The following is a 23,957-nucleotide window of genomic DNA, read 5'->3' on the forward strand; positions in this document are numbered from 1 at the left end:
ATCTAATTGATAAAGAAGAAGTTACCTTGTGATACAAACTAAACAGGTAACGATTTGGAAACGAGCGAAGTGCTATTAATCGCATGTTTCTACATCAACAAAGAACGCTTGTTATTCTGTTTGCAAAGATAATCATTTGCTTTGAATAACAAGCGTTTTTGATAAGAATTTCGCTCTTTTACTTCATCATTGAGTTTTTGAGCGATTGGAAATAGATAGGAGCTGTTATATACTTCTCCCTCGCTTCTTCTTTTTCTTGATTTGGTTCCTAAGTTTATGTTGCCATGCCATCTCGGCATAATCATCACCGTGTGTCTGTGGATTGATAAGTCCACCTGCCCCCGAAATCATTTCTTCGGCTGCATTCAAGGCGGTGCTTGCTACATTTCCTACGGCTTGTGCAATAGATGAACTTTCGTTTGCTTTTGTAGGCGGTATGTATGAACGACTGGGAGGAACAAGTTGATAGCCTGTGTCTGATTGAACTTTATTCTTTGTAGTCTTATCTGCTATTGTGTGAGCTTTTGTTATCGTCTCCTTTGTTTCGGCTTTATTGGCTATCTCAAAGTTCTTCTGCAAGGAACGGTATCCGAACTCTCTGCCGATTTCAGAAGCTTTGAATGTCTGGCCACAGTGGGAGAACTTCAAACCATATACTTTGCCCTGCTTGTTCTTCAAGCGTTCGATGGTTACACCACTCTTGTTAAGGTCGTAGAGGAACATGGAGTGTCCCGTGATGCCTGTGCCTTTGTATTTTTCAAGTAGGGCATAGCAAATCTTCTGTATTTGTTGCTTGGTCTGTTCTCTCGTAGGATTGGCTTTTGCTTTCTGATGCTTTCTTTCCGCCCTGACCTCCTTTGCGATAGTCAAGCCTTTCGAGCGGCTGATTTCCTCCGCCACTCTTGCTGCCCTGTTGCTCACGAAGGTTGTATCGTAGACCTCTCCGTACAGACTGATGCGGTTGGCAATGATATGAATATGCCTGTTGTCGGTATCTTTATGCGTTACTGCTACCCATTGGTGGTTGTTAAGTCCCATTTGGTTGGCAAACAGATGGGCTATCCGCATGAGTCCAGAAACGGACAGCTTTTCCTCATCCTGTGGTGCTATACCGATTTCGATGCGGAGGAACTTGTTTCTGCATCGTGTGTTGTAATCGCTGACCACTTTCATTTCCTCGTAGATAGCCTTCGGTTCCCTGCTGCAAAGATTGTGAAAGGCAAGCCGATTGCCAAGCTTGCCCTCCCGGAAAATATACTCCAGCGCATTGCTGCCGTGCGCTATTGCCTTACACTTTCCTATCATCTCTTGTCATATTTAAGACCTTATATATCTCATCGTCCACACGAAAATGAGGGTCGTAGAATCGCTTAAATGCCTCTTTTGCAAATAAGGAAAGGTTCTGTGTAATATGTACCCACCTCTCGTCTTTTACTTTGATAAGGTTGGAAATCTGCCCATAGAACCTGCCCGTATGCTGGAGTATGGCAATAGCTTCCCTTTCATTGTCGGTCATCTTAGGAACAGTAGCCACTTCTCCATTTAGGAGTATCTCACGGCAGTAGTCTGAGAATTTCCGCCTCGTACTTTCTGCCTTTGACTTGATACGTTGCTTTTCCTCTAAGGTACATCTTACCTTGATGAACTCCGTCTTGTTCATCTTTTGCTCTTCCTTATTCTGTTGCTGCCATTTGGCAGTCTTTTTATTATATCTGTTCATATAAAAGTCCTCTTTTCATTGTTTCTTAAATTCTGAACACTGACCGATGAGAACGGAGTAATTACGGTCTAACCTCCCCGACAGTCTGACAAGGGGAGCAAGAGCAGTTTGTGGGTACAAACTGACGTCTTGCAATGTCAGTGATAAGACCATTTACGCACGAGGCGTTTTGCAGTCGAAAAGTGAATGCCGTGCATTCTGTGTTTAACTGTGTTCGTGGTGTTCTCATTATTCAGATGTCTGCTTGCTAAAAATATGATGTCATATTTGCCCAAATATGACGTCTCATTTACGAGAATATGACATCATATTTTAATGCGATAGTAGGATTAGAGCGGGAAATAAATCTTTTGAAATTCATCCCTCGCCCCCTTCCTGCGGTTTATAACCTTCTCCATTTCTCTATGTCTTCTCCATATTCATCCAGATGCTGACGAACGATGTTCTCAACAAAGCTTGAAAGGTTGCTGCCTCTGTCGCCTAATCTACGCACGATGAAGTCGGCACGTTCCTGCGTTTCCCTACTCAGATAGACCGCCTTCCGGTTGTTCAACTTAGTCGGCACAAGATAGGCTTGCTTGTAGGCTTCGAGTGTTTTCTTTCTCATCTTGGCACTGATGCGTTTCTGAACGGTTACGTTCTCAGCATTCCTTGCAGGCTCGGAGTGCATGGTATTCTCTGTGTCCTGCTTGTTTGTTGGTCTTTCTCTTTCAGGAACCGCAGTCGCTTCTTGTGAAGTAGATTCGTTCTCTGTTTCATCTTCCACACCCAAGAACCATGAAAGGTCTTTGTCGCTCATCATAGTTTCCTTTTCCATTTCTATTTCATTTTAAGTTTAATCTGTTTTGATTTCTTGTTTTGTCCTGTAATTGATATGTGTGTCTGTTCCTGCGCTTTCCGTTTCTGCTGCTCACGGACACGGCTGACATGAAAATCGTTGAGATCCTTGAAGTCTTGGAAATGTATGTTCATGTCCTCAACATGGAAGCCTGCCTTTATGAAATCTTGAACAGCCCTCCGTCCTGCTTCATCATTGTCAAGGAAGGCACACGGATATGGGTGAGGTGTCGGTCATTCAAATAGCGGATAGTCCTTGCCACGTTGCTCACGGAGTTCATCACAAGGCAGCGGTTGACAACTTTTTCTTTCATTGAAAGGAAAGATAAAAAGTCCATAAACCCTTCGAATACACAGATTGGTTGCATTCTGTCCGTTATCTTATCCGTGAATATCGGAGTAATGTCCTTCGGGGCTATCGTTCCCTTGAACGTCTTGTCGTCCCGAAGCTCATAGCCGCCAGAGAGATTGGCAAAGCCAATGGCTTGATAGCGCCTGCCCCTTACCTCATAGCTGATACATTTGAGGAAAGGCATAGCCTTTTCCAAGTTGATGCAACGCACCTTTGTAAGGTACTCCTGAAAATGTGGTGGCAGAGTGTCTGATATTTCTATCAGTCTCCTTGCTCCATTTACAACCATCACAGGCTGGGAATTATTTGACACGAAGTCATTAAGAGAGCTATATGTGCCATCATCGGGAGCGTTCTGCCCCAAACGGCGGATGGCTTCAGATAGCGTGCAGCCCTCCATACGAATACAGAGGTCGATGATACTTCCACCCCTACCTTCGCCATAATCTATCCAAAGGTTCTTCTCTGTGTCCACCTTGAAACTCGGATGCGTTTCCTCTCTGAGTGGTGAGCGGTACAGCGCATAGGAAGGTGTCCTACGTACAGGTTTGAAACCTTTCCTTTCAAGATACTCTACGATAGAGTATCGCTTGATGAGTGATAAATCTTCTTCTTTCATTGTGATATGTTTTAATTGAATTGATTAAATAATTTTTGTTTGAATGACAATAGTGTGTTTGAATGATATTTGAATGGTAGTTGAAAGAAAAACTCTTTTCTGAAGTTTTTCCCCTCCAAACTTTTTCATCTTTCTTCTTACTACATATTGTTTTAAGTTAAGTAATTGATTTACAATATATTTTTGTAGTACCAAGTCATACTACGAACTTACGACATACGGCTACTACATTTGGTTGCTGCAATAACTTGGCAAGGGACAAGGGAGTATCTTCCTTATCTTATACACATAAATAGGACTGCCACCCTCACGCCGCTTGCTCACTTTCTCAAAGCCAGCCCTTTTAAGGGCTTCTCCCATACGTTTGGAAGTCAGGGGCTGCCGTGTATAGATACCCAGATAGGTAAGGATTTCCGTAGTGGTCATATAGGAGCAACGGGGATTATCATCAGTTGGCTTCTCGAAGCAGCGCAATAGCAGTTCCGTTTCTGCGGTCTGCACTTGAAACTCCTCGCTCTCCTGGTATAGTTCTGCTATCTCATCATCGTCAAACCAATAGCGGAAACCTGCGCTGAGCAGGGCTTGGGCTTCAGCATAGACACTGTCCATAGATATACTCTTGGCCCCCTCAATGTCAATGGACAGCACTTCAAAGGGCAGAAACCGTCTGCTGCCTGTCGGGTCTGTCAGAAAGTCGTTGCCGTTCACTGATGCCACGAAACTTGCCAAGTGGGGATGTTCCTCGACATACTTGTCGTAGGGCATGCGGTACTTGACCATCGGGCAAGTGATGAGGTTCTTCAGTTCATTCTCGTCACGCTTGTTGAGTGCTTTGAGTTGGTCGTCGATGTTTACGATAAGATTCTGCCCGATATAGGTGAGCGTGTCCTTCTCCTGCGGATATATCTTGCCCGTATAGCTGTAACTGTGCAGGATAGGAGGGCATAATAAATCCAAGAATGTTGTCTTGAACTTTCCCTGCTCACCTGTCAGCACGAGGCAGGTGTGGTTACGGCACTCACGATCGTCCATAGCATTGGCAACTACTGCCACGAGCCATTTGGTGAGATATGGTAGCCATTTTTCATGATTGCGCACCACAACGCAACTTGCCAGTTCGGGAATGGCTTTCAGTGAAAGAGAGGAGATACTACTATTACCTTCATCACAGCCTATATCCACCAATGGCAATGCCTTGAAATACTCCTGTATGGGATTGATGCGTGGAGAGAAACTGCTCTCGATGATGGAGTACAGGTTATCCGATGAGGTTATTATCCCGATGTCATTGTCTATCTCCCTGCGGAGTGTATTGATTTCATAGCGACCCACCTTTGAGAAGTGAGCATCATTCTTGCTACGATATTCGGTTCTTCCCAATACCGTATTGTATCTGAACTCGTAGTGAGTGGAGAGATAGGCTTCTATCTCCGAGTTCTTGGAAAACTTCCTTCTTGTATGAAATTCGCTGTTTCCGCCCTCAGATTTGCCTTTATCTGCATTCTTCTTCATTATATGATTGGTTTGGTTTCTGAGAGTGAAGTTATGAAGAGAACAGGAAAGTGCCAAGCATTCGGAGAGTGCTTGCATAATGTTGCGCACATTGGCAATGAATTTCTCACAGATTTCAGGTAGGAAACTGTCGGAAAGCATGGATTTAAGCCCCAAACAAGAGGACAAGTATAGAAATGATGCAAGAAAGGAATGTGTTTATTTGCTCCAATCCGAATAGCATTGCGTCAGATAAAACGGATATGATAAAATGGAGTATGGAGGCAAAGAAAGAGAGCGACAATCCTTTTGTCTTTTCCTTGTTTTTCCCTGTATTTCCTTGCTGCTCTCTCGTGCTTTGAAGTATGGCAAACACATCATACTTTTGCAGACAGAAACGTGCATTAAGGCGCAATACAAAAAGGAATTACAAACAAAACAACAATAAAATTATGGGATATTTTATCATTACGGATTCAAACTGGGCAAAGCTGAGGAACGAGATACTCAGCCTTGCCGAGACATGCCACAAGGCATTCGGGGAACAAAGCAGGCATACCGATTGGCTGCACAACGGGGATGTGTGCAGGCTGCTCAACATCAGCAAGCGTACCTTACAGCACTATCGTGATACGGGTGTCTTGCCCTTTGCCCAAATCGGGCATAAGTGCTACTACAAGCGTGAGGATGTAGAATGGCTGTTACAGACAAAATCGGAGAAATCAAAAACAGACAAATAAAAGAACGAGAAATAAGACAAGAGAACGATGGAACAGGTAAGGGACTTAAACATGGAGGCTGACGACATGCAGGTGGTGCTGTCCGCTATCAGCAGTGTAAGTAGAAGGATAAAGGAAGTAGCACAAACCCACAAACCGCTGTTTGGTGGAGAACATTTCCTAACGGGCAAGGAGGTGTGCGAGCTGCTGTATATCAGCCCCCGCACCTTGCAGGACTATCGGGACAGGAGGATTATCCCCTACACGCAGTTTGCTGGGAAGATACTCTATAAGGTGTCAGATTTAGAGAGAATGCTAAAAAATAGCTACAGGGAAAAAGATAAGATGAGGTTGAAATATTGACAATGCCACATAGCACTTGAGTTGATATATACCAGCCCAAGTGCCATGTATTGAATAGATACTTATATCTACATCTTTAATTTTCAGGTAAACCTACTTCTGGATTGAATGTTACAAAGACTTTTTTATTCTGGGCAATATTTACCTGTCCATTATATGCAATATTAGATTCTTCATATTTCATGTTTGGTCTGGCATAGTACACTTTCAGGTTATAATTACCAGATGTCAATTTGCTAATCTTAAAATTAACGTCGTATTTGCAAATACAATCAGCCAGTGCATCAAGGACATTATGGTACACGATAAGGGTTATCTGATTATCTTGATTAGCAATATTCACATAAATCTTTCTTACGGAACAGTTGGCTTTCAAATCTTCCAGTAGACACTGGGCTATACCGTCTTTGTCCAACTCTATACTTAATTTTGCTGGAATAGCATTGTTTTCTGCATAGAAGTCAGGACGTGTATCTGTCGGAGAGATGCTTAACTTACAATTAGAATTTGCGACATCATAAATTCTTAATGGCTCAAGAGATACCTTCTCAGAGGAACATGCAGATAATCCACAGAAAAGGATTAGGCTGTAAAATACTTTTTTCATAATTACAAGGATTTTATATGTTGATATTTATATAAACGTAATTACAAGTTATTTCTTGCTTATATTATTACGTATTTCTGTTATTAATGAATAAACGTATCTGACACTTTCCAAGCCTAAATCATGATTTGTGTCATGTTGTAGGATGGATACCCCTTTTTACTTTATACATAAATGATAAATTTTATATGCCAAAGCTCCATTGCCTTGACATTTGAGAGTAGAAAGGCCTCCTAAAAACACGAAGCATGATAAATCACCTGCAAGAAATTGATCATTCATGTTTTATAATTTAGACAAATTAAAATTATCACTGAACTGAAAAATGTCAATGACTCGTTTCTTGCTTGCAAAAATATAATCAAAAAATCTGTATTTCGAGAATCCTCAAAGCGCAACCGACCAACCAACCAATTATTTAACTTTATCAGACGGTTTGTAGGAGGATATGAGGAGAAATGAAGTGGAAATGGCTATAAAATATCATACCTGAAGGTGCACAAAGTCCAAGTGATATTCCCTTTTATTCGTGATACAATATAATGGTATAAAGGGCAATGAATAAACAAATACTGTGGTTAGAGAATATCATGCCCCCTTAAAAAAATAGCCCTCTTTGATACGATAATCAAAAAGGGCTGAAATCCGCAATAAAGACATACATTTTATGGATAGTGTTTACTATTCAATCAACTTCCCGTGTTTTTTGAGTATTGAGAGAAACTCTCCCCATTCTGCCGCTCTTTTTTCTTTTGCTTTTTGAATGGCCTTGTTCTCTTTAACATATTGACTATTGTCCTCAATATTGCGTGGGTAACAGTCACTCAGATAAAACTTGCCAGATTCTGAAACTAATGATAAGTCTGTGAAGATTTGACTATTGAAAGATGACACAAACGTTGAGATATGGAGTAGAACCTTACCATACGAATGTATTTCTATGTTACGATAAATGGGAAAGAGCAGACTTGTCGGCTCAAAATCTTGAAAAATAATCTCACGGGTCTGCGCGTTGAAAGACTTGATGTTGTCAAGTGTAAAGAGATAGGGGCTTGAAGCGGCTCTTGTCATTCGGGCTGTCCCTATAGCAAACAATTCCGTTTTCGATGCTTGCACTGTGGGAGTTGAAGCAGACTCATCTTCATTGCTGCAACCAATAAACAGCAACGAGAAGATGAACGCTTGTAATACACAAAAGTACCTTTTCATAATTTGTTGGATTTAATTAGTTATTATAATATGTGATCGTCAATTATGTTCATATACTTCTTTATTTCTGCCATTAAGGAATAAACATGCTTAACACTTTCCAAGCCAAAGACATGATTATCCTTGCATCTGTTTTCAACCATATCGGCAAACGCTTGAATTTCCGAGAAGAACCCTTGTGACACAATTTGGTTATTCCCAACCGTTGGTACAAAACCATTCCTTCCGTATAGGCTGACAACAGTTGCATTATTTTGGAATACTTTTTCCAATGGGATTCCCCATATAGCAGAGTGTCTTGGGGAAAAATCGAGTCTTTCCATTCTGTCCAATACATATTGTCCTTTGTCCGTACTGATACTTAATTGTTCCTGTGCATCCTGCCAAGAGTAATCCGTTGATAGTTCCAGCATCCCTGTTATACCTTGATGCTCCAACACAATGAATAAGGTCTGGGCACCATCCTTGCTGCACATTTCCTCTGCTGCCTTTACCCTTGCTTTACCAAAGAGAAACGTAACATAGTCAAGAGGATGGATGAACAGGTCGAGCATGGCATCACCCTCCGGGTATAACCCCGTAAGATAGCGATAATGATAGTGCCGTTCCCCTCCAATTCTCAATTGTTTTTGCAGGATTTGAGTGGCTGGGGCAAAACGTCTTTGCAGTCCGACAACGATATGTTGTGACCCGTATAATTTGACGGTATCGGTCAAAGACTTTAGTTCCCTCTCGTTCTCACACGGTGGTTTCTCTATGAATAAGGACTTCCCTGCTTTAATGACTTCGTTTGCTATATGAAAGTGCGAATGTGGATTAGCAGCCACAAAGACTCCCGAAACCGTATCATCATTCAAGATGTCTTGTAAAGAAGTCGTACCTTTTACTCCCTTGTACTTTTGAGAAATCAGCCCGGCTTTCTTCTCCGAGGTGCAGCAGATGTATTTCAATGGCAACTGAAGATATTGTATCACGGGCAACAGATTGCTGACACAATGATTGCCAAGACCTACAAGAGCATACTGTTGGGTGTAGATATGGTTCAGTTCCCTTATGCTTCGCATATTCTTGTATCTGCCGATGATTTTGTCTATATATCCCATAGTTTACGCTGTTATTTGCTTGAAATGTTCCTTATAGGTGATTTGCGTGTTGCTGGTCCATTGATATTTTCCGTAAAACAATTCTATCAGCCGTTTGGGAAACATTATCTCCAGATTTCTCAACAGGATAATATCATACTTCCGGTGATAGTTTATCCAGCATTGATTACACGCTTTGGAGTGTTGACACTGAATCTTACAGGTTTCCTTTGAATTGAATATCTCGTCAAGCGTGTTCTCATGGATGTTGCCCAAGACCACGTCCAAATTCTGGCACAACGGGACATCACCATTGGAATGGATGACTAACTCACTGAAAATGCTATGGCACCTCAGTTTCAGCCTGTTATTCTTCCATTCGTCATACAGGGCCACAAAATCAAAATTTTCATCCGTTTGATGTATGGATGAAGGTATCTGACGAATGAAATTATCATCATTGGCTTCCATCAAGTCCTTGGTCGTGTCAAAGAATGACATTGTACTATAAATGCCAATACGCACGTCTATGCTATATTTCTTGGCACAATCTATGACATGCTTCATATCCTCAAACGAGTTCCACGGAGAAAGGCAAAACATCAAGGAAATGGAGACAATATCCCTACACGCCTCTATAACTTCAATAACCTTATCATATCCATCCCTGCCACGCATATAGAGATAGGTTTCTCTGGTGCCGTCAAGTGAAATATACAGATGCTTGGGGTGATGATTTTTTACGGCAGATATTACCTTGTTTACCGCAAGACAATTAGACAGCAAAGTATAGTTGGGGTGATGTTCGTCAAACCATCCCAATATCTTGTCTGCTTCGGGATGAAGGATAAACTCACCTCCCTCCAAGCCGACCGTCGTGCGTTTCGTTATACATTTGCTGTTCATTATCTTGATGATGTCGTCTAATCTTAAATTTTCCGTAGGTTTCTTCCAAATGGAACAGTGCTTGCAACGTGACTGGCAGTTGGTAGTGGAATATATCATCAAGGAAGTAAGTTCCTTATGCCGTCTGCGTATTACATTGTTGGCAAATACTATTCCGTTGTGGATGTAGTCATAAATACTGTACATTCTTTCTTTTGAGTTTTGTCTTTTATTGTTAAGAGCAGAAAACCACGAAAAGACTGCACAATATTTATGACTTTTTTATCTATTTATTTCATTTACCAAGTAAGCCGCAATCCAAATGGTACTGTTATGATGAACGGATGCTCTGTGCGGTAGGTTTCAAGGCCACTGCCATTCCCGAAGTAATAGAACATGTTAGGTTCTAAATACAGACTGAAAGGTTTGAATAGCCTATACTGAACACCGATACCTAAGTTCACAGACCACTGATAACGTGGCTTGATGTCACTCTTTAACGTGTAGGACGAGTCAGACGTTATGATATACTTCTTATCAAGTGAACTGTGAACTGGCATCTCGAATGTCACTCCACCGGTCGTATAGGCATTGAATCGTCCCTTGCTCCATATACGATAGGTCAATCGCAATGGTATGCCCACATAATCAATCTTCTGGGTCTTCAACAAGGTCGCACCATGAAACTCACTCTCAAAATCAGACTTCATTCTTGTGTAAGTCAATCCTGTTCCAAAAGTCCAATGGGAACTTAGTTGCTTGTTGAGCGACAAACTAAAGGTCTGGGGGCGGTAGTGATGCGCCTTCTCACCTAAGGAAGCGTTGCCCTCTGTTGCATTATTCAGTGCTATCCATGACATTTTTGCCCTCTCGACGGAATCCATCAGTGCATTGTTCCGAACTAAATAATTTACATAATCATCCCATGTATATAATTTGGCCGCAGCCCCACCATTAGCGTAATCTACTACTGATAGGTAGTTCAAATTGGACATGGCTCCATTTGCTCCGGCATTAGATGAATAGCCGAAGTTAAATGTCCATGGGTATTTCTTCTTATTGCTGACACTAGGCGACATACTTTCATTCAATGCTATCATCTTATCTTGTGGTGTCTGTGGAATGCAGTATAAAGAATCGTTTGTTCCGATACCTATAGCCAAATGTTTTTGCAGGGAGTCTACGTTGAATAGTAATGCTCGTTGTTCTATTTCAGTACTGTCAGTTAACACTTGCGAAATTATATTTTCTTTAGAAATAATTGTACCTGCAGAACTTCTTCTATTATTACCGTTAATATTTGGCGAGGTAGAATATCTTGACTCTTCTTTCTTCAGAGTTCCTAATCCTTTTTGAACATATTTTGATTGACTCTTATGAGTGTTTGTAGCAGTAGGTCCGTTATCGGAAGTCTCAACAGTTTTATCTCTCGTTACGAAATAGATATAAACCGGTATCAGAATTGGAAGCAGGAAGAGCATCCAATAATTAATCAGCATTGCACGCAATGTTTTCTTTGCCCTGAATAACTGGGAAGAAGAACTGTGCGGATTGATGCCGAGCTGTTCTCCTATCTCCTTGTGGGAAAGACCTTCTAAGACTGAGAGCTTGAAAACTTCACGATTCCCTTCTGGTAAGGACTCTATCGCTGACAACAATAGTCCGAACTCTATCTTTTTCTGTTCCTCACATGCTGCTTCCTGAATTTCTATATTCAAGCAAGATAAGGGTATGGCTTCTTTTTCTGTGTTTTGGAGATATTTTAAGGATAGATTTCTTACGATTGTTATCATCCAACCTTCCAATTTTGATTCATCTTTCAAATCTTGGATAGACATGAAGATTATAATAAATGCATCATGCAAAATATCGTGAGCTGAATTATCATCTTTTACATAATGCCGACATACGCCTAAAAGTCTCTTGGCATATGTCGTATATAGTTCTCCAAGAGCTTCTTTATCCCCTTTTTTACAAGCGTCAATCTGTATCATGTTATTTTAAGCAAGGGAATATCCCTTTTTGTCTAAAGGAGTCTATTAGCCCAAAAGACTGCACAAACTTTTGTTAAATTTCTTTGTTTTAACTTTTTATAACACAAGAGAGACTTTGCAAAAGCATTATGTTATTTCGGTATGTCACTTTGCAAAAGTACGAATTTAATGGCAAATAGCATATTATTAATTGGAAGTTTATAATTAGGAGTAGTATGTAGTGTTTAAGTAGTAGTTACATATTTATCTTACTAACTACACAATACTTCTTTTTCTTTCACCGAATTATCCCTTATTGTAGTTATGTAGTAAGATATAATTCGGTGAAAGAAAAAGAAGTATTGTCATCAGTTATCCGTGTTGCCTATCAGGAATATCGGTGTTATGGTAGCCATCGGTCGTTGTACCGTATGGCAGATATAACTTCTGAACAAATGCGCTTCCGTGCTGTCCAGCTGAAAGGATAGGGCAATGATGATTGGAAGCGGATAGAGCGGAGCATAACCTTTTAGTTGTTTGTTTGCATAAATATTTTCCTCGCCTGCACTCCTTTCATCAGGGTGCAGATTGGAAGACTTCACCAATATTTGCAGTCTGTAATTGAGTTTTCTCCATGTTACACCGAAGAAATTCACGAGTTCGTTCTCCGTCATGGCTATTTCACCATATCCCTTGCGAACGACCTGCATTCCATCAGACCAACCAAAATAACTGCGTTGATTGGCAGCGTTTGTTCTTATTTTTAAATTGTTGTTTGTCCTCATGCCGTTTCCTCCATTTTATAGGTTATAATATCCGAAAGTTCACAAATCTCTCTCCGCAATACCTCTCTTAATTGCCGATTGTTTGGCTATAAGCCTGTCCATATCCTTTGAAATCTTGTTGTCCGTTACCTGCGCATAAATCTGCGTGCTTGATATGGAGGCATGCCCCATCATCTTGGCTATGCTCTCAATAGGTATTCCTGCGCTTAGACACATCGTGCCAAACGTATGTCTTGCCATGTGGTACGAAAGTCTTTGACGGATACCGCAAGCCTTACCCACGATGCTCAGGTTCTTGCCAATCACACTACGGCTGCAATGAGGTTGAAAGACAAGGCTGTCGCCTTTTTCTTTCACCGTCTGCTGTTCTTCGTTTCTTGCCTGCTCTTTCCTATAATAGTTGATGATAGCTTCCGCTATGGGATGCAACGGCACGACAAACTCAACCTTTGTCTTCTGACACTCTTTGCGTATATACATCTGTCCATCCGCTGCCGTTTGGATATGCTTGTATTTCAAATTCTCCATATCTGAGATAGCCAAGCCTGTGAAGCAGGAAAAGATGAACATCAGTCTTGCCAACTCTGCTTCCTTGTCATTCATACTCATTGCCATAAGTTTCATTACATCGCCCTTTTGCAAGAAGCGTATCTTCTTTTCATCCTTCTCATACTTGGCGTTATCAAGCGGATTGCAGCGGATAATCCTCCTGCTCACCGCACGAAACATCAGTCGGCTCAGCCAACAGAGATTGGTATTGACAGTCGATGCTTTCAGCCCACGCTTCTTAAGAAAGAAGCGGTATTCCTCAAACAAACTCTCCGTAATGGTGGCGATAGATATGTCTTGTACTCCTTTGTTATCGATAAATTCTCGGAGATTTCTATCAGAATAGTAAAGGTTCAGATAAGTCCCCTCTGCCCTTGACTTTCCAACGCTTTCCTTGACGGCTTGCAGTTCCGCCTTGCTCATGGCAAGGAGCGTGGTGGGGTTAGTGGCAATGCCTTGCAAACTGTTCTTGATAAGTTCCACACTTACCACTCCGTCCCTCGTCAATATGTCCCGATAGGTTTTTTCTATCAATTCCCTGAACTCATTGATTCTTTGGTTGGTCTTCCTATTGGTTGTCAAACCCTGTTTGGAGTTCCACTCGGAGACTTTACACTCTTCTCCTGTGGTAATGGCTGTGTTCTTTCCGTCTATGGTGATACGGCAGAGAATGGCGGTATTGCCGTCTGCCTTAGTTTTCTGTCTGTTGATATAGAACAGTATCTTGAATGTACTTCTCATTATGATTTTAGTTTTAATATGTCTATTGCTAAATACTCATCTGCATATCCTCCGTGAAAGAACGGAAACGATTAAACTCCTCAAAGAGTTTTTGGGGTGTAACCTTTGCATAACGCTCGGTCATGCTTACATTGCTATGTCCGAGCATCTTGCTCACCGTTTCAATAGGAACTCCTTGCTCAAGCGTAATGAGCGTGGCAAAGGTGTGTCTTGCCGTATGCGTGGTAAAGGGAAAGGCTATACCCTCTCTAAGGCGCAATGCTTTAAGATACGACTGATAGGTGGCATACTTCATCTGTGGCAGCAGTCTTTCCCTTTCTTCGCTTCGATACTTCTCTATTATCCTAATCGCTTCGGGCAACAACTTAATACGGCAAAGTACACCTGTCTTCTTCCTATTGAACTTCATCCAAAGATTTTCCTCATCATCACGGACAAGATGTGTCTTACTTAATCCCATTAAATCACAATAGGCTGCACCTGTATGACAGGCAAAAACAAACAAATCCCTTGCTGTTTCCATTTCTTCCTCCAACTCTCCGAAGTGGGTATTCATTAGTTTGTCAAGTGAACGTCTGTCAAGTGCCTTTGGGAGTTTCTTATCACCTCTTGCTATCTTTACATTAGCAAATAATAAGGTGTCAGCCAATCCTTCACGGTATGCCAACCTGCATACGGTCTTTATTTGGGATGCAACTGCATAGAAACTACTTTCCTGAAACCCTAATTTGTTCAAGTAATAGTCCCTGAAATCATAAATGAAATTTTCTGTAAGTTGCGAGAAAGACAAATCTTCCACCTTGTACTTGTCTTCGATAAATGTCCGAAGATTATTACGGGTAGTATAGTAATTGGAAATTGTTTCTCTCTTAATGTCAATTCCAATATGTTCTTTCTTCTCCCTGATGAGGATGTCCAATCGTTCGATAAGCATACATCGTGTCTGTACGCTGCCTTGAAACAGTTCCTTTACATCGGTTGCGTCAAATGGGCAACCTTTGGAAAGTAAGGCTTGATAAGCCGACTGAACAGACAACAGCAAACTCTCCAACCTGCCGTTTATCTCTACTGCCTCACGACTCTTGCCGTCCACTCTACTCTCACGGGGATTCCACAACTCTGGATTGCAGGAGAGTTTACAACTGAACTGGGCAACATTCCTTCCAAGTGTGATACGTCCCATAATCGGAGCCTTGCCCGACTTGTCAAGACCGCTCTTTTTGAGGTAGAGCAACACCTTCATTTTCTCTTGTTTCATACGCTTTAATTTTTATGGGCAAAGTTACCCGAATTAAAGCGTTCCTCACTTATGCAGAAAACTGCCGACCATAGCAAAAGCCACACGAGCGAAAATAATTCAGTTACCGAACATTACTCCATCGTTACCTATCTCAAAATCAGGTAATGCTTTGGTAACTGAACTTTTGCCTAAATCTGCATATTCCTGCCCTTTTTGAAAAGAGCACTTCTATGCAAATCGTTCTGTTTCTTCCTCATTATCAATTAGTTTACGCCAACTTCGACTTTTCTTCATTTTCGTTGATTAGTTACACGCTAAAAGAGCACCTGTTGCAAGTCAATCAGGCATCTTTTAGAAGCCAAAAGAGCATGTGTCAGCTTTGAACTGCATAAAAATGTTTACAAACAGCGATAGTATGGGAATAAGTCGTTTGTAGAAGACAGAAAGACAGGCTGATGGACAGGCGTCGCATCAATTCGCCTTTCCTGCATTTTATCCTGTAGTTTATCCCCCTTTGTAAGACCATCTGATTTTGGATAGTCATACCGTGCAAGTGCATAAGCCTTTAATTCTATTTCCAATCTATACCTTTAACGGGAAAGCCATATTTTCTCCGTTACCGCCGTCTGGTAAACCTTTTCCACACAAGCCCGTCACGGACTCTTACCTGTCTGCATTCCAGCGACAAGGCAAGTTCAGACTCACCACCTTCCGCCGATGATCCGATGTCCGGCACATGCCGTGTCGGCGGCGAACACCGGGCGTGCTGAGGGCTAACACCTCTGCAATCTGCGGGAACGTGTGCAGCTTGTCGTGGAAGCAGCATTGTACTGCCAACCGCCAACGTAACCTTATCGGATGGAAAAGGAACGCTTCTTCCCCAGGCAATAGGGAAATCCTCGTTTAACGGAACACGCATAGGCATCTACGACTGTCAAGGTCTGCCAGACTGCAATGATTATCTGTCAATTCAGACTTCCGAATTCTTTTCTTTAACAATAAAAGACTACTTTTGCAAACGAATAGAAATATATACAACTATGGATGTGAAACATGCAAAGCTCATCGCGGCTATGACCGAATACGACAAAGGAGATCCAAAGCGTATTCAGCATTTCATGAAAGTACATGACTATGCCGCTACTATCGGGACACTCGAAGGACTTGATGCCAAGACGCAGGACATCCTTGAGTCTGCTGCCATTCTCCACGACATCGGCATCCACATCAGCGAACAGAAATACGGATCCTGCAACGGCAAGTATCAGGAGATAGAGGGGCCGGAGGAAGCGCGGAAACTGATGACACAAATGAAGAACTTCACAGAAGAAGAGACGGAACGCATCTGCTTCCTCATCGGGCATCACCATACGTACAATTCTATTGAGGGGATGGACTATCAGATTCTTGTAGAAGCAGACTTCCTCGTCAACCTCTATGAGGACAGATGGTCGGAACATGCCATCAGCTCGGCCTGCAAGCACATTTTCAGGACGGGGACCGGTATCCGCCTGCTGAAACAGATGTTCGACCATAACGGATACAAGACTTCATCCCACAGGGAAGACGACTGACACAATGAAAAGAAGAAGAGGACATGTTCGAATGCAATTCTCTTTCTGATAATCTTACACCATGAGACAAGGCAATAAAGAAAAGACCATTTCAAAACTCGATTCCGAGTAAGGAAATGGTCTTTTCTCCGTTTTTCAGAGGCTCTCCATACAGATTAAAGGCGGTCAGACGATAGGTAATCAATATTTTGACACACCCTCTTCTAAAATCTGCAAAGATTGGACTGGAAATCCACATCCACGCCCTTTGCAAATCTATCCTCCAGCCTTATGCTCTACCTTCCCCATCCATCACACAGCCTGCACACCTTTCTTCAAGAAGCCGGACCGACAGCGGAGCAAGGACAGATTTACCTATAATTCATTGCATGCAGCTACTTACCAGAGCTTCAGGCGATCTGCCTCCGGGATGAAGAGCTTGTCGCCCTCCTTCACACCAAAAGCCTTGTACCATGCGTCAATATGCGGAAGGGCACCGTTCACACGCCACTCGCCCAAGGAATGGGGATCGCTCTTCACACGGCTGCGTATCTCCGCCTCGGTGATATTGTTGGCCCATACGCCAGCGTATGCAATGAAGAAGCGCTGTTCAGGCGTGAAGCCCATGAGGGTCTTTCCTTTCCTGGCTTCTGCCGTCTTTTCAAACGCATTGAAGGCAACCTCGAGACCACCGTGGTCGGCAAGATTCTCACCTAAAGTAAGTTTCCCATTTGCATTGAGGTCCGGCAACACTTTGATGGCACTGAAGAAGTCGGCATACTTGGCCGTACGGGTCTCAAAGTTCCTGCCGTCTTCCGCAGTCCACCAGTCGGTCATATTTCCATCCTTGTCATAGTGACGTCCCTGGTCGTCAAATCCATGGGTCATTTCATGTCCGATTACCACGCCGATAGCACCATAATTGAAGGCATCATCCGCCTTGGGGTCAAAGAACGGATACTGGAGAATACCTGCCGGGAAGCAGATCTCATTCGTCGTCGGATTATAATAGGCGTTCACCGTCTGGGGTGTCATCAGCCACAGATCCTTATCGACCAGTTTACCCGCTTTCTCCCTGACGGCATCTTCTGACCAGAATCTTTGACAGGTCTGTACATTCTCGTAATACGACCTGGCCGGGTCGATCCTGAGTCCACTCAGGTCTTTCCACTTGTCGGGATACCCCACCTTGACATAGAAAGCCGAGAGCTTCTCGAGGGCAGCCCGCTTCGTCGGTTCACTCATCCAGTCCTGTGCCCTGATGCGTTCGGCAAGACTGATCCGGAGATTCCCGATAAGATCCTCCATGCGTCTCTTGCTTGCTGCGGGGAAGTAACGTTCACAATAAATTCGTCCGAGCGCTTCCCCCATCTGCCTTTCCACCTGCTGTGTGGCACGTTTCCAGCGAGGATAGTCCTGCTTCGTCCCGCGCATCGTCTTGCTGAAGAAGTTGAAATATTCAGCACGGACGGCATCGCTCAGATAGTTGGCTGAAGTGAGGATGGCACTCCATTCCATACGTGCACGGAGTTCATCGGCGCTCTCGGTTGAAGCCATTTTGTCGACACCTGCCAGGAAAGCCGGTTGCCCGACGACCATCGACTGGATATATTCACTCTTAATGCCTTCCGCATTCGCCAGCTGCTCAAGAGGTATTGCCGGGTACTTCGCCTTGAACTCCTCGAGTGTCATCTTGTTGTAGTTGGCTTCCACATCACGCAGCTCCGTACGGCTTTTAGAGATTAACGCCAGCATCGTCTCGTAACGCATCACGGCATCACGTCTTGCCTGTGCCTGGCTGTCGGAGAATCCATAGAGACGGAACATATTGGCAATGAACTTCCGATAGGCATTCCGGATGTCGCTCGTCGCCTTGTCATTGTCAAGATAGTACTCTTTCTGCCCGAGGGTCAGCCCGCCCTGGGAGATGTTGAGGATATTCATTTTCGCATTCTTCTCATCGGCATCAAAGCCGTAGTCGAACGGAACACCGTAGCCAAAGACGGCATACTTCAGCTGGAGCGCACGGAGATCCGAAAGCGTCGCTGCACCTTCCATCTCGTCAAGCAAGGGTCTGACAGGATTGATCCCTTCCTTATTACGGCGTACAGAATCCATGGCGAGCCGATAGAAATCACCCAGCTTTTTCTCGACGCTTCCTGTTTCTCCCTGCTTCTTGAGCAGGTCTGTAAGGATCGTATTGATACGTTTGTTATTGTTCTCCTGTAACTGGTCGAACGATCCGAAACGTGAGAATGCGGCAGGGAGCGGATTGCGCTTCTGCCATCCTCCTGTGGCAAACGTAAAGAAGTCGTCAGCCGGACGGACGGACTTGTCAAGATTCTCGGCTCTGATACCTGCCTGGCCCTGCGCCATGCCGGCAACCGGAGCAGATGCAATGAGCATCATTGGTAAAAGTGTCTTGATTTTCATATTCTAATAAGTTAAAAGTAAAATCTTCCTTTCTACAGCCTCCCCCTTGCTTCTTCCGCAACAGGAAGCGGGACTGGTCAGTTCTTGAGCGTCTCCAGCTCTTCCGAAAGCACCATCCATCTGTCGTTCTCTTCATCAAGTTCCCGCTGGATATTGGTATATTCCGTTACGAGTTCCATATCTGAAGCATTTTCAGGCACCATGAGAAGTTCATCCAGTTTCCGTTTACGATCTTCCAGTTTTGCTATCTTCGCCTCCGAATCTTCCACGGCACGCTGCGCCTTACGGATCTTCTTCTGCTGGGCCTTGTGTTCAGCATAGGCAGAGGCTCCGGCATTCCCAGTCCCTTCCTCTCCCTTTCCTTTCGGAGAAGAAACTGGCGACTGGCGATCATCGCGTACCGGCAGGTCACGGCCGGTGCCTCCTTTCTCTGCAGAAAAAGGGGGGAGGGCGGAAAGCCTTTCAAGATAATCATAGATTCCTCCCAGATGTTCTCTCACACGTCCACCGCCGAACTCATATACTTTACTGACCAGTCCGTCGAGAAACTCACGGTCATGGCTTACTATGATCGCCGTACCGTCAAAGGCTTTGATGGCTTCCTTCAGCACTTCCTTTGAGGGAATGTCAAGGTGATTCGTCGGCTCGTCAAGAATAAGGAGATTAACAGGTTCGAGCAGAAGTTTGATCATGGCCAGACGTGAACGCTCACCGCCCGAAAGCACCTTGACACGTTTCTCAGACGTTTCGCCGCCGAACATGAAAGCACCAAGAAGATCGTTGATCTTCAGGCGCATCTCACCTGCCGCCACCCTGTCTATCGTCTCATGGACCGTAAGGTTTTCATCCAGCAGCTGCGCCTGGTTCTGTGCGAAATAACCAATCTGCACATTATGCCCGATCTTCAGTGTACCTTCAAAAGGAATCTCCCCCATGACACACTTCACGAAAGTCGATTTTCCTTCACCGTTCTTTCCGACAAAAGCCACTTTCTCTCCTCTTCTGATTGTCAGGTTCACGTCTTCAAAAACCGTCTGTCCCGGCCCGTCGCTGTGCAGCCTGCTGGGATAAACCTTCTTGAGGTCTTCCGCAATGACAGGATAATCCCCGCTCCTCAGACAGGGAGGAAACTTCAGGTGCATTGCAGAGTTGTCCACCTCGTCCACCTCTATCGGCACGATCTTTTCCAGCTGGCGGATGCGTTGCTGTACCTGTACCGCTTTGGTAGCCTGGTAACGGAAACGTTCGATGAACGCCTTCGTATCGGCAATTTCCTTCTGCTGATTCTCATAGGCACGGAGCTGCTGCTCGCGGCGTTCACGGCGCAGGACGAGATACTCGTCGTACTTCACACGGTAGTCTTCCACATGGCCGCAGGTGATCTCCAACGTACGGTTCGTGACGTTGTTGATGAAGGCACGGTCGTGACTCACGAGAACGACAGCCTTGGCACTCTGCAAGAGAAACTGCTCAAGCCACTGGATAGACTCTATATCAAGGTGGTTCGTCGGCTCATCCAGCAGGAGCACGTCAGGATGACGGAGGAGGATCTTTGCCAGTTCGATGCGCATACGCCATCCGCCGGAGAACTCACGTGTAGGACGTTCAAAGTCTTCCCTCGTAAAACCGAGTCCCGTCAGCGTGCGCTCAATCTCAGCCTCATAGTTCTCTCCTCCCATCATCATATACCGTTCATGCTCCGTCGTGAACCGCTCTACAAGCGCCGCATACCCGTCACTCTCATAATCGGTACGCTCGGCCATCTCCTGCTCCATCTTCCTGATCCGTTCTTCCATCTTCGTCGTGTCGGTAAAGGCCTTACGCGTTTCTTCCTTCACGGTCGTATCGTCAGACAGCTTCATCACCTGCGGGAGATAGCCAACGGTCGTATCGTTGGGGACAGATACCGTCCCTCCTGTAGGTTTCTGCAGACCGCAAAGAATCTTCAGCATCGTGGATTTCCCGGCACCGTTCTTGCCTACCAGGGCTATCCTGTCGCGCTCGTTGATGACGAAAGACACATCCTTGAACAATGGCTTCACGCCGAACTCCACCGTCAAACCCTCTATTGCTATCATTTCTTCTCTTCTGTTTCTATGTATTGAAAAACAAATTTAATAATGTCCTCAGCGGGACTTCTCTGCATGCAGCTCCTGGCGCACAGACAAAAAAGTATTCCTGCAGAGACCACATTCTTATTTTGAATAGAAAAGCCCCATCCTTATTTTGAATAGAAAAGCCCCATCACAACCGTCACGGCACAGAGCCAAGAACCCGGGGAATGCTTTCCCATGAAAAAAATCGCCATGGACTTGTATCTTCCTCCAGCAAAGACTGTACGCTCTTCTTCAGGAACCGCCTCCCGATGAAGTTGTTGATGCACTCACCCTCCATGAACAGCTGTCCGAACTGCCGCCACGAATCTGCATGGATACTGATGAAGTTGATTTTATCACGGCAGAGGGCTTCGACTTCGTGGAAAGACAGGTATCCTACTTCCACGGCAGAGGTAAGGACATAAAGGTCCATCCCTGCTAAAAACACGGAACGTGCGAGATTGCCTTCCTCGTCATGCGCTTCTTCCAATGCGTCTAAGGCATTGGAAACACCAGCGGCATCATCCAATCCGAAATCTCTTCTGAGCAGCTTCCGCAGGCTCTCAACTTCACTACCTCCCAAGTGTCCGAACTCCATCAAACGCAGCGGGACACCAGAAGTGAGGACGGAACGGAAAGGACAGCTTAACGCCAAGGCGAGATTCTCAACCGTCGGACTGCACTGTTCCCCTACTTTCAAAGCCGCTTCATAAGGAGCGTACTCGGCCAGCCTCTCGCTTTCGAGTTCGGATTTCCCCTCTGCAACACCTTCTTTAAAACTTTCTATGAGTTCTCTGACAAATTTGAACATAACATGATTCTTACAGTCCTTACACCTCCCGGCCACGACGGTACATTCTGATGTACAGGCATGCGGCTTCCTGCATCCCAACCATCCATGGACTTTTGCAATGGGCAAATATACATAAAAACTGTGATTTATAAGCCAGCGGGATGAAGAAAATGCTTTTCCTTTAGAGGAAAGGGTGCAAAACTTATGCCTGAAACAAGGCGTGCCGGAGACTGGACAGCCTCCGGCACGCTTCCGTCTATGTTCTCCTTCTTACTGACGCTGGGCAAGATGGCTGTCGATATGTGCGACGGCGTGGCTTGACAAGTGTGCGAAAGAGTCGAGGATGTCCTGTACATTCCGTTCTTCCTCGACCTGCTCGTCTATGTACTTGGCGATGAAGTTCTGTGAAGCACGGTCCTTCTCCTCATCGGCGACATCTGCCAGACGGTTGATGAGCCCCGTGACATTCTGCTCGTGAGCCAGCGTGTCGACAAAGGCCTCCTTGGCATCGGCCCAGCTTGTCTTGACAGCCTCAATCGCAGTAAGACACACCTCACCTCCGCGCTGAAGAACGAACTGCGCCATGTCCATCGCATGCTGTCTCTCTTCTTCAGACTGCTTGAACATCCAACTGGCGAAGCCCTTCCAGCCCTCTTTACGGAACCAGAACGCCATCTGCAGATAGAGGTTTGACGACCACATTTCGGCTGCAATCTGTGCGTTGAACGCATCCTGCATCTTCTTTGTCATATTCATTTTCTTACTCTCCTGAATTTAAATATTATTAATAGAAAAATCTTTCATCCGTTGTCGGCGGACAATTTACATTGCAAAAGTAACAATTTACTGTCAGCAGTCCAAATATAGAACCATATAATCACCCTCCGGCGACTACTCTATCACGACCGTAGTCCAGCCGTGCCGGTCTTCGACCGTTCCGTACTGGATACCCCGGAGCGTCTCATAGAGCCGTGTCGACCATGGGCCGGGCTTGTCGCCGAAACGGTAGACCTTGCCGGTTTCCCGGTCATCGAGCCGGGAAATGGGGGAAATGACAGCCGCGGTACCGCACGCGCCGGCTTCCTCGAAGCTGGCAAGCTCTTCCTCGGGAACAGGACGACGTTCCACCTTCATGCCCAGGTCCTCTGCTATCTGCATCAGGCTCTTGTTGGTGATGGAGGGCAGGATCGAGGTCGATTCAGGCGTAATGTAGGTGTTGTCCTTGATGCCGAAGAAGTTGGCCGCACCGCACTCGTCAACATACTTCTTCTCCTTGGAGTCGAGATAGAACTCGGAGGCGTACCCTTCCTGGTGCGCACGCCGGTTGGCTCTCAACGACGCAGCGTAATTCCCGCCCACTTTGTACATTCCCGTTCCCAGCGGCGCCGCACGGTCCGCATCACGGACAATCACATACGAATTGGTAGAGAATCCGCCTTTGAAGTAAGGACCGACCGGTGTGACGAAGATCAGAAAACAGTATTCCTCGGCAGGACGGACCCCTACCTGTGCAGACGTACCGATCAGGAGCGGACGGATATACAGAGAGGCTCCGCTCTCATAGGGCGGTATGTAAGGCTGGTTGAGACGGACGACCTTCTTGACCATCTCGACAAACAGCTCCGTAGGGACCTCGGGCATGACAATGCCGCGGCAGGTACTCTGCAGACGGGCTGCATTCTCTTCCATGCGGAAGACACGCACTTTCCCATCAGGACAGCGGTAAGCCTTCAAGCCCTCAAAGGCTTCCTGACCATAATGAAGACAGGTCGCGGCCATGTGCAGTTTCAGATATTCATCCGAACAGACTTCCACCTCTCCCCACTTTCCGTTACGGTAATAACAACGTACGTTGTAATCAGTTGGTACATAACCGAATGTCAAGTTTGACCAATCCATATTTTTCATAT

20 protein-coding genes and 1 pseudogene are annotated in these 23,957 nt (G+C 44.8%); 3 read left to right on the plus strand and 18 right to left on the minus strand.

Translation table 11 applies throughout. The annotated features are described in order from the left end of the window. Window positions 1-225: 225 nt before the first annotated feature. The 5 genes and pseudogenes from J4864_RS02810 to J4864_RS02830 all read right to left on the minus strand — a co-directional run bounded on the left by J4864_RS02810 (window position 226) and on the right by J4864_RS02830 (window position 5,118). Entirely contained in the window at window positions 226-1,305 is a 1,080-nt protein-coding gene (locus tag J4864_RS02810; RefSeq protein WP_007574560.1) for a relaxase/mobilization nuclease domain-containing protein, read from the minus strand. After that, the gene (locus J4864_RS02815) at window positions 1,289-1,720 is read right to left on the minus strand and encodes a plasmid mobilization protein (RefSeq protein WP_007574559.1); all 432 of its coding nucleotides are present in this window, start codon (window positions 1,718-1,720) and stop codon (window positions 1,289-1,291) included. Before J4864_RS02815 ends, J4864_RS02810 begins: the two co-directional genes overlap by 17 nt. 382 nt (window positions 1,721-2,102) lie before the next feature. Next, entirely contained in the window at window positions 2,103-2,537 is a 435-nt protein-coding gene (locus J4864_RS02820) for a DUF3408 domain-containing protein (RefSeq protein ID WP_007574558.1), read from the minus strand. Window positions 2,538-2,539: 2 nt separating this feature from the next. After that, a pseudogene (locus tag J4864_RS02825) lies at window positions 2,540-3,528 on the minus strand (toprim domain-containing protein). A 225-nt stretch (window positions 3,529-3,753) separates the two neighbouring features. Next, window positions 3,754-5,118 carry a virulence-associated E family protein gene (locus J4864_RS02830; protein WP_211814520.1) on the minus strand — a complete coding sequence of 455 codons (1,365 nt, stop codon included), beginning with the start codon at window positions 5,116-5,118 and terminating at the stop codon, window positions 3,754-3,756. A gap of 353 nt (window positions 5,119-5,471) precedes the next feature. Between J4864_RS02830 and J4864_RS02835 the strand changes: the two genes are divergently transcribed. Then, window positions 5,472-5,759 carry a helix-turn-helix domain-containing protein gene (locus tag J4864_RS02835; protein WP_007574553.1) on the plus strand — a complete coding sequence of 96 codons (288 nt, stop codon included), beginning with the start codon at window positions 5,472-5,474 and terminating at the stop codon, window positions 5,757-5,759. Between the two features lie 27 nt (window positions 5,760-5,786). Beyond that, window positions 5,787-6,101 carry a helix-turn-helix domain-containing protein gene (locus J4864_RS02840; protein WP_007574551.1) on the plus strand — a complete coding sequence of 105 codons (315 nt, stop codon included), beginning with the start codon at window positions 5,787-5,789 and terminating at the stop codon, window positions 6,099-6,101. A gap of 76 nt (window positions 6,102-6,177) precedes the next feature. On the opposite strand, the gene J4864_RS02845 is transcribed toward J4864_RS02840, so the two are convergent. The 8 genes from J4864_RS02845 to J4864_RS02880 form a co-directional block, all read right to left on the minus strand. Further along, a complete protein-coding gene (locus J4864_RS02845; RefSeq protein ID WP_007574550.1) occupies window positions 6,178-6,708 on the minus strand; it encodes a hypothetical protein in 531 nt (176 codons plus the stop codon). 681 nt (window positions 6,709-7,389) lie between these two features. Next, the gene (locus tag J4864_RS02850; protein WP_007367232.1) at window positions 7,390-7,917 is read right to left on the minus strand and encodes a hypothetical protein; all 528 of its coding nucleotides are present in this window, start codon (window positions 7,915-7,917) and stop codon (window positions 7,390-7,392) included. A 23-nt stretch (window positions 7,918-7,940) separates the two neighbouring features. Then, the gene (locus J4864_RS02855; protein WP_007412263.1) at window positions 7,941-9,020 is read right to left on the minus strand and encodes a Gfo/Idh/MocA family protein; all 1,080 of its coding nucleotides are present in this window, start codon (window positions 9,018-9,020) and stop codon (window positions 7,941-7,943) included. 3 nt (window positions 9,021-9,023) lie between these two features. Then, window positions 9,024-10,091 carry a radical SAM/SPASM domain-containing protein gene (locus J4864_RS02860; RefSeq protein ID WP_007574549.1) on the minus strand — a complete coding sequence of 356 codons (1,068 nt, stop codon included), beginning with the start codon at window positions 10,089-10,091 and terminating at the stop codon, window positions 9,024-9,026. A 92-nt stretch (window positions 10,092-10,183) separates the two neighbouring features. Continuing rightward, on the minus strand, window positions 10,184-11,878 hold the full coding sequence (locus J4864_RS02865) for a sigma-70 family RNA polymerase sigma factor (RefSeq protein ID WP_211814521.1): 1,695 nt from the start codon (window positions 11,876-11,878) through the stop codon (window positions 10,184-10,186). A 347-nt stretch (window positions 11,879-12,225) separates the two neighbouring features. Further along, window positions 12,226-12,642 carry a hypothetical protein gene (locus tag J4864_RS02870; protein WP_007574547.1) on the minus strand — a complete coding sequence of 139 codons (417 nt, stop codon included), beginning with the start codon at window positions 12,640-12,642 and terminating at the stop codon, window positions 12,226-12,228. Window positions 12,643-12,681: 39 nt separating this feature from the next. Then, window positions 12,682-13,932 carry a site-specific integrase gene (locus J4864_RS02875; RefSeq protein WP_211814522.1) on the minus strand — a complete coding sequence of 417 codons (1,251 nt, stop codon included), beginning with the start codon at window positions 13,930-13,932 and terminating at the stop codon, window positions 12,682-12,684. 28 nt (window positions 13,933-13,960) lie between these two features. Further along, entirely contained in the window at window positions 13,961-15,190 is a 1,230-nt protein-coding gene (locus tag J4864_RS02880; RefSeq protein WP_007574545.1) for a site-specific integrase, read from the minus strand. A gap of 1,022 nt (window positions 15,191-16,212) precedes the next feature. Between J4864_RS02880 and J4864_RS02885 the strand changes: the two genes are divergently transcribed. After that, the gene (locus J4864_RS02885; RefSeq protein WP_211814523.1) at window positions 16,213-16,746 is read left to right on the plus strand and encodes an HD domain-containing protein; all 534 of its coding nucleotides are present in this window, start codon (window positions 16,213-16,215) and stop codon (window positions 16,744-16,746) included. A 378-nt stretch (window positions 16,747-17,124) separates the two neighbouring features. On the opposite strand, the gene J4864_RS02890 is transcribed toward J4864_RS02885, so the two are convergent. From J4864_RS02890 to J4864_RS02910, 5 genes are all read right to left on the minus strand, one after another. Next, the gene (locus J4864_RS02890; protein WP_211814524.1) at window positions 17,125-19,158 is read right to left on the minus strand and encodes a M13 family metallopeptidase; all 2,034 of its coding nucleotides are present in this window, start codon (window positions 19,156-19,158) and stop codon (window positions 17,125-17,127) included. Window positions 19,159-19,235: 77 nt separating this feature from the next. Further along, entirely contained in the window at window positions 19,236-21,236 is a 2,001-nt protein-coding gene (locus J4864_RS02895; protein WP_211814525.1) for an ABC-F family ATP-binding cassette domain-containing protein, read from the minus strand. Between the two features lie 175 nt (window positions 21,237-21,411). After that, a complete protein-coding gene (locus J4864_RS02900) occupies window positions 21,412-22,065 on the minus strand; it encodes a hypothetical protein (protein WP_211814526.1) in 654 nt (217 codons plus the stop codon). A 252-nt stretch (window positions 22,066-22,317) separates the two neighbouring features. After that, window positions 22,318-22,803 carry a ferritin gene (locus tag J4864_RS02905; RefSeq protein ID WP_211814527.1) on the minus strand — a complete coding sequence of 162 codons (486 nt, stop codon included), beginning with the start codon at window positions 22,801-22,803 and terminating at the stop codon, window positions 22,318-22,320. Between the two features lie 135 nt (window positions 22,804-22,938). Beyond that, window positions 22,939-23,955, minus strand: coding sequence for a branched-chain amino acid aminotransferase (locus tag J4864_RS02910; protein ID WP_211814528.1), 1,017 nt, complete (start codon window positions 23,953-23,955; stop codon window positions 22,939-22,941). Between the last annotated feature and the right edge of the window lie 2 nt (window positions 23,956-23,957).

It is taken from the genome of Prevotella multiformis, from assembly GCF_018127985.1.
GTDB classification, from domain to species: Bacteria; Bacteroidota; Bacteroidia; order Bacteroidales; family Bacteroidaceae; genus Prevotella; species Prevotella multiformis.

Excerpts from the sequence above, each read along its gene's own strand:
- J4864_RS02875 (WP_211814522.1), bottom strand. The coding sequence starts at position 13,932 with ATGAGAAGTACATTCAAGATACTGTTCTATATCAACAGACAGAAAACT.
- J4864_RS02895 (WP_211814525.1), bottom strand. The coding sequence starts at position 21,236 with ATGATAGCAATAGAGGGTTTGACGGTGGAGTTCGGCGTGAAGCCATTG.
- J4864_RS02910 (WP_211814528.1), bottom strand. The coding sequence starts at position 23,955 with ATGAAAAATATGGATTGGTCAAACTTGACATTCGGTTATGTACCAACT.
- J4864_RS02880 (WP_007574545.1), bottom strand. The coding sequence starts at position 15,190 with ATGAAACAAGAGAAAATGAAGGTGTTGCTCTACCTCAAAAAGAGCGGT.
- J4864_RS02840 (WP_007574551.1), top strand. The coding sequence starts at position 5,787 with ATGGAACAGGTAAGGGACTTAAACATGGAGGCTGACGACATGCAGGTG.
- J4864_RS02820 (WP_007574558.1), bottom strand. The coding sequence starts at position 2,537 with ATGGAAAAGGAAACTATGATGAGCGACAAAGACCTTTCATGGTTCTTG.
- J4864_RS02900 (WP_211814526.1), bottom strand. The coding sequence starts at position 22,065 with ATGTTCAAATTTGTCAGAGAACTCATAGAAAGTTTTAAAGAAGGTGTT.
- J4864_RS02835 (WP_007574553.1), top strand. The coding sequence starts at position 5,472 with ATGGGATATTTTATCATTACGGATTCAAACTGGGCAAAGCTGAGGAAC.
- J4864_RS02845 (WP_007574550.1), bottom strand. The coding sequence starts at position 6,708 with ATGAAAAAAGTATTTTACAGCCTAATCCTTTTCTGTGGATTATCTGCA.
- J4864_RS02815 (WP_007574559.1), bottom strand. The coding sequence starts at position 1,720 with ATGAACAGATATAATAAAAAGACTGCCAAATGGCAGCAACAGAATAAG.
- J4864_RS02870 (WP_007574547.1), bottom strand. The coding sequence starts at position 12,642 with ATGAGGACAAACAACAATTTAAAAATAAGAACAAACGCTGCCAATCAA.
- J4864_RS02905 (WP_211814527.1), bottom strand. The coding sequence starts at position 22,803 with ATGAATATGACAAAGAAGATGCAGGATGCGTTCAACGCACAGATTGCA.
- J4864_RS02890 (WP_211814524.1), bottom strand. The coding sequence starts at position 19,158 with ATGAAAATCAAGACACTTTTACCAATGATGCTCATTGCATCTGCTCCG.
- J4864_RS02810 (WP_007574560.1), bottom strand. The coding sequence starts at position 1,305 with ATGATAGGAAAGTGTAAGGCAATAGCGCACGGCAGCAATGCGCTGGAG.
- J4864_RS02830 (WP_211814520.1), bottom strand. The coding sequence starts at position 5,118 with ATGCAAGCACTCTCCGAATGCTTGGCACTTTCCTGTTCTCTTCATAAC.
- J4864_RS02850 (WP_007367232.1), bottom strand. The coding sequence starts at position 7,917 with ATGAAAAGGTACTTTTGTGTATTACAAGCGTTCATCTTCTCGTTGCTG.
- J4864_RS02855 (WP_007412263.1), bottom strand. The coding sequence starts at position 9,020 with ATGGGATATATAGACAAAATCATCGGCAGATACAAGAATATGCGAAGC.
- J4864_RS02860 (WP_007574549.1), bottom strand. The coding sequence starts at position 10,091 with ATGTACAGTATTTATGACTACATCCACAACGGAATAGTATTTGCCAAC.
- J4864_RS02885 (WP_211814523.1), top strand. The coding sequence starts at position 16,213 with ATGGATGTGAAACATGCAAAGCTCATCGCGGCTATGACCGAATACGAC.
- J4864_RS02865 (WP_211814521.1), bottom strand. The coding sequence starts at position 11,878 with ATGATACAGATTGACGCTTGTAAAAAAGGGGATAAAGAAGCTCTTGGA.